4 protein-coding genes are annotated in these 5,030 nt (G+C 69.7%); 3 read left to right on the top strand and 1 reads right to left on the bottom strand.

Features of this window, described 5'->3' with window-relative positions; translation table 11 throughout:
• On the bottom strand, positions 1-824 hold an 824-nt coding region (locus tag BI06_RS42870), incomplete at its 3' end, for an ALF repeat-containing protein (RefSeq protein ID WP_199523455.1).
• Positions 825-1,273: 449 nt separating this feature from the next.
• On the opposite strand from BI06_RS42870, the gene BI06_RS42865 reads away from it, so the two are divergent.
• The 3 genes from BI06_RS42865 to BI06_RS42855 all read left to right on the top strand — a co-directional run bounded on the left by BI06_RS42865 (position 1,274) and on the right by BI06_RS42855 (position 4,942).
• Positions 1,274-1,798, top strand: coding sequence for a hypothetical protein (locus BI06_RS42865; RefSeq protein WP_233290537.1), 525 nt, complete (start codon positions 1,274-1,276; stop codon positions 1,796-1,798).
• Positions 1,799-1,944: 146 nt separating this feature from the next.
• Positions 1,945-3,699 carry a trypsin-like serine protease gene (locus BI06_RS42860; protein ID WP_051742983.1) on the top strand — a complete coding sequence of 585 codons (1,755 nt, stop codon included), beginning with the start codon at positions 1,945-1,947 and terminating at the stop codon, positions 3,697-3,699.
• A 103-nt stretch (positions 3,700-3,802) separates the two neighbouring features.
• Positions 3,803-4,942, top strand: a complete 1,140-nt coding sequence (locus BI06_RS42855; protein WP_051742982.1) for an RICIN domain-containing protein — start codon at positions 3,803-3,805, stop codon at positions 4,940-4,942.
• Positions 4,943-5,030 lie beyond the last annotated feature (88 nt).

Genomic DNA, 5,030 nt, shown 5'->3' with positions numbered 1-5,030 from the left:
GTGCGGGCGGCCTGGTTGGCCGCGCCGGCAGCCGCGACCGCCTGACTGGCGGCAGCTGCGGCGCCCTGGGCCGCATCGGCAGCACGTGCGGCGGCGGCCGCGGCGCGGGCCGAGTCCCGCCCTGCCTCCTCGGTCTCCCTCGCCGCGGTCTCGGCCGACTCCTTGGCGAGCCGGGAGGCCTCGACCGCGCGTGCGGAGGCCTCCTTGGCGGCATCCTTGGCGATCTGGGCCTGCCGGCCGGCCTGCTCCGCCTGGTCGGCCAGCTGGGAGATCGTGGCGCGTTCCTGGTCCCTGGCGAGGGCCACGAACTGTCCCACCGACAGGAACTCGGCAATGTCGGCGGGCACGCCCCGCAGCGCGACCTTGGCGGCTTCCTTCATGGCGGGGCCGCCGGCCGCGAGGAGTTGCATCACGCGGGCGCGGTCGTCGACCGCGGCGGCGTCGTACCGGCCCTGCTCGAGGAACTTCTTCAAGTTCTCGGGGGTGCCCTGCAGTGCGGCGGTGGCCTGCTCCTTGACGCTCACCCCGCCAGTGGCGACGAGCTGGAACGCCTCGACCCGGCGGTCCTGCTCCAGAGGTGCCTGCCAGCCGTCCTTGAGAAAGGTACGCAGCTCTCCCTGGGAGCCCTTCAGCGCCTTGGCGGCCGCTTCGCGCACCCCGGCGCCGCCGAGGCTGAAGACCTGGAACGTGGAGACGCGTTCGTCGTGGTACTCCGCGAGGTCCGCCTCGACGTCGAGGAAGCGTTTGACGTCCTCGTCGGTGCCGGTCAGCGCCGTCTCGGCGGCTGCCTTCACACCGGGGCCGCCCTGCAGCCAGAGGCTCACGACACGGCTGCGGTCCGTCTCGGTCGGTGCGCTCGGTCCGGGCCCGGGGTCCGTGGCGAACGCGGGCGCCGTGCCGAGCAGGCCAGCCGTGAGGACCACCGGCAGTAGGCCCGCGCATATTCGGCCGAGGACCGACGCCCGGGTTCTGCGGTGTCGCGTCCTCCCGGTGGCCCGAGGCGCCGTGGCGGATCGGATGGGATGGTTCACAATCAATCCCCCCAAATAGTGCATCTATGTTTCGATGACAGATCACCGAACATCAGAAGCGGAATTCGGTGTGCGAATTCGTGAGACATGGCCGAAAGTCGATCGAAAAAGAGCTCTTGAACGATTCGATCCCTCTCCTGGGGCTGGAGATTGCTGATACTTTACGCTGGCTCGTTCGTCGTCCAACACCTCTTCAGACATTGCGGAATCATCGTGGTCCCGCCAGGATCGAAGGATCTGCCTTGATCAAATCCCGTATTCGAACGATTCTCCTGGCCAGCGCCTCAGGAACTCTGCTGGTAGGCATCGGGCTCGCATCCCTGTCGGCCGCGCAGGCCACTACCGGAGCCGTCTCCGCCGAGGCGGACATGCCCAGCGCTGTCGAGGACTTCCAGTACCCGGAGGCCGAGCGGATCCTGACGGAACGCAGGGTCACGTTGAAGCGGGGCGACGGGCACATCAGGCTCAAGGAAGGCCCTGACCACACGGTTCCGACCAGCTGCCAGGCGCCGAACGAGATCTTCGTCGAATCACGCCTCGACAGGCTCGGCTACTGCTTCGTCGTTTCCGGTACGACCGGCTACCTCACCATGGAACTTCCGGACGTCTACGGCATCTGGACCGAGGACCGCTCCGTCAGCGCCAAACTGGTGGCGGCCGGCCAGGAGAAGCAGGTGAACATCGGCCCCAACTCCGTCGAACCGGTCGGTGAAAGCCTGCCCGGCGGAAAGCGATCCGTCCTGGTCGAACTCCGCATCACCGGATGATTCGGGTCCGCAGGACCGCTGCCACCAGGCAGCGGAACAATGCAAAGCCATTCGATCCGGCCGAAACAGGAACGAAAGGACAGCACCTCATGCTTCGCTCGAGACCACGTCCGGCGTGGACGATTGCGACGGTCACCGCCGCTGTCATGGCAGGTGCCCTGCTGGCTGGCGGTCCCGCTCCTGCCCTCAGTGGTGACGGCGCACCGGCCGGTTCCTACGCCTTCACCGCCAAGCTGGACATCGGGGGCGGCCAGCGCGCCTGCACCGGCGCCCTGATCGACCCGTACTGGATCGTCACCGCCGCCGCCTGCTTCGCCGACGACCCCGCCCGGCCGACGACCGTCCCCGCCGGCCCGCCGACGCTCAGGACCACCGTCACCGTCGGCCGCACCGATCTCACCACCACCACGGGCCAGGTCCGGGACGTCGCCGAACTTGTCCCCCGCACCGACCGCGACCTCGTCCTCGCCCGCCTCGCCACCCCCGTCACCGACATCGCTCCGGTGCCCCTCGCCACCGCGGCGCCCGCCGCCGGGGAGGAGTTGACGGTGGCGGGATTCGGCCGCACCAGGACGGAGTGGGTGCCGGACCGGCTCCGCAGCGCCCTGTTCACCGTCGGCACCGTCGACCCGACCGGCCTCGGCATCACCCCCAAGGCCCCGGCCGGCGCCACCGTCTGCAAGGGCGACACCGGCGGCCCAGCCCTGCGGAAGGTCGGCGACCACTACGAACTCGCCGCCCTCAACAGCCGCTCCTGGCAGAACGGCTGCCTCGGCTCCACCGAAACCACCCGCACCGGCGCCTACAACACCCGCACCGACGACCTCGGCACCTGGATCCAGCAGACCGTCTCCGCCTGGGCCGCCGCCGTCCGGGGCGGGGGCCGCAACACCGTCTACAACCCGGACACCAGGACCGCAGAGATCTTCACGCTGCGGACCGACGGCGCCATGATCCATGCCTACAACACCAACGGCGAAGGCTGGTCGGGATGGCACCTGATCGACCCCGGCGCGCGCTTCGTCGGCGGGCCGGCCGTGGTCCACAACCCGGTGAACAACACCCTGGAGGTCTTCGCCACCGGCACCAACGGATTCATGTACCGGGCGACATGGAGCCGGGCCACCGGCTGGGGACCCTGGACCACGACCGGCGACTGGAAGTTCCGCGGCAACCCGACCACCGTCTACAACCCCGACACCAGGACGGCCGAGGTCTTCGCCCTGCGCACCGACGGCGTCATGGCACACCTCTACAACACCAACGGCGAAGGCTGGTCCGGCTGGTACGCGCTGGACCCCGCAGCCCGGTTCGCCGATGAACCCACTGTTGTCCACAACCCGGTGAACAACACCCTCGAGGTCTTCGCCACCGGCACCAACGCGTTCATGTACCGGGCGACATGGAGCCGGGCCACCGGCTGGGGACCCTGGACCACGACCGGCGACTGGAAGTTCCGCGGCGGCGCCACCACGGTCTACAACCCGGACACCAGGACGGCCGAGGTCTTCGCCCTGCGCACCGACGGCGTCATGGCACACCTCTACAACACCAACGGCGAAGGCTGGTCCGGCTGGTACGCCCTCAACCCCGGGGGCGTGTTCGTCGGCCGGCCGGCCGTCCTCCACAACCCGGTCACCAACACCCTCGAGGTCTTCGCCACCGGCACCGACGCATCGGTGTACCGGGCCACGTGGAGCAGCACCACCGGCTGGGGACCCTGGACCACGACCGGCAGCTGGAAGTTCGGCAGCTCCCCCGCCGCGGTCTACAACCCCGACACCAGGACGGCCGAGGTCTTTGGCCAGGGCACCGACGGCGTCATGGCGCGCCTCTACAACACCAACGGCGGAGGCTGGTCCGGCTGGTCCGTGGTCGGCGGGATCCCCACGGCAGGCTGACCGCGCCCGTGATCCACCCACCCGACACACCGGCGGGTCCAGATCGGAGAAAAGCCACCTCATGCCTCGCTTCCGCCCACGCTCGACTCGGACAACCGGGACGGTGACAGCCACCGCCCTCACCTGCCTCCTGCTGGCCGGCACGCCCGCGCCCGCCCTCAGCGGTGACACCGCGCCGGAAGCCTCCTACGCCTTCACGGCAAAACTGGACATCGGCGACGGCAAACGGTCCTGCACCGGCGCCCTGATCGACCCGTTCTGGATCATCACCGCCGCCGCCTGCTTCGCCGACGACCCGACCCGGCCGACAGCCCTGCCCGCGGGTGCGCCCGTGCTCAGGACCACCGCCACCATCGGCCGCACCGACCTCACCACCGCAGCAGGCCAGGTCCGGGATGTCGTCGAGCTGGTCCCCCGTTCCGACCGCGACCTGGTCATGGCCCGCCTGGCAAACCCGGTCACCGACATCTCTCCCGTGGCGCTGGCCACCACGGCCCCCGTGGCTGGTGAGGAACTCCGGGTGACGGGCTACGGCCGCACCAGGACCGAGTGGGTGCCGGACCGGCTCCACAGCGCCGCCTTCACCGTCGGCGCCATCGACCCGACCGGCCTGGAGATCGCCGCCAAGGCCCCGGCCGGCGCCGCCGTCTGCAAGGGCGACACCGGCGGCCCCGCCCTGCGGAAGGTCGGCGACCACTACGAACTCGCCGCCCTCAACAGCCGCTCCTGGCAGAACGGCTGCCTCGGCTCCACCGAAACCACTCGCACCGGCGCCTACGACACCCGCACCGACGACCTCGGCACCTGGATCCAGCAGACCCGCACCGTTGACTGGAGGACCCCACTCGTCAACACCAACAGCGAAAAGTGCCTGGAGATCGACGACTCCCTCCTGACCGACGGCGCCCAAGCCCAACAGTGGACCTGCCACAGCCTGCCCACCGCCCGCTGGATCTTCCACTGGGCCGGCGACAGCTGGGAGGTGCGCAACGCCAACAGCGGCAAGGCCCTGGAGATCGAGGACTCCCTCACGGCCGAAGGCGCGCGAGCCCAGCAGTGGACCTTCTACGGCCTGCCCACCCAGAAATGGGACCTCGTCAAGAGCACCGGCGGCTACGCGCTCAAGAACCGCAACAGCGGCAAAGCCCTGGAGATCGACGACTCGCTCACAACCGACGGAACCCGCGCCCAGCAGTGGACCTTCTACGACATCCCCACCCAGAAATGGGCCTTCTCGTACTGACCCCTGGCAACGTTCGGCACAGCGGGCTCCAACGGTGTGGCGACCTACCGTCCGCTGCGACCACGGAGCCCGGGTGAGGCCCGCGCAG

This window comes from Kitasatospora sp. MBT66 (assembly GCF_000710405.2).
Taxonomy (GTDB): Bacteria; Actinomycetota; Actinomycetes; order Streptomycetales; family Streptomycetaceae; genus Kitasatospora; species Kitasatospora purpeofusca.
This window is presented reverse-complemented; position numbering and strand designations above follow the sequence as displayed.